This is a genomic window from Aquibacillus saliphilus, assembly GCF_020404745.1.
GTDB classification, from domain to species: domain Bacteria; phylum Bacillota; class Bacilli; order Bacillales; family Amphibacillaceae; genus Aquibacillus; species Aquibacillus saliphilus.
Genome location: NZ_JAIZAP010000047.1, coordinates 1 through 533, shown reverse-complemented (window position 1 = coordinate 533; position 533 = coordinate 1). Strand labels below are relative to the sequence as shown.

2 rRNA genes are annotated in these 533 nt (G+C 44.7%); both read right to left on the bottom strand.

Annotated features, from left to right (window positions below):
• Nucleotides 1-100: ribosomal RNA gene (locus LD272_RS21350) — 23S ribosomal RNA — on the bottom strand; the annotation flags it as partial.
• 343 nt (nt 101-443) lie between these two features.
• A 16S ribosomal RNA gene (locus LD272_RS21345) occupies nt 444-533 on the bottom strand; the annotation flags it as partial.

The following is a 533-nucleotide window of genomic DNA, read 5'->3' as shown; positions in this document are numbered from 1 at the left end:
AATGCCTACGTACGGCTCCCCAGGACATATCGGTGTTTGTCCCGTCCTTCTTCGGCTCCTAGTGCCAAGGCATCCACCGTGCGCCCTTCTTCACTTAACTAACTTACAGTAAAAAAGTTTGTTCGTTTGTTTTCAATGTCGTTGAATGTCTTGCGTTAGTTTCGTTCAGGGTTCTTTATTCTCTTTTTATCATAATTAAATACAGCGTTCGGTTCCTTAAGGCCCCTCATGCTGCTAATCAATGACTTTGGAATAAAGGAATTACCTTCACTTCCTAACCTTTCTTATCTAGTTTTCAAGGTACAAGTCTTCTAAATTTGAGGTTTTAATCCCTCAAAACTGAACCAAACAACCAAGTATGTTTCAGCTCGTAAGAGCTGTTCCGTTCGCAGGGCTTTACTTCCGTAAAACGGTCGTTTTCACTCCTGCGAATGTTTCCTTAGAAAGGAGGTGATCCAGCCGCACCTTCCGATACGGCTACCTTGTTACGACTTCACCCCAATCATCAGCCCCACCTTCGGCGGCTGGCTCCT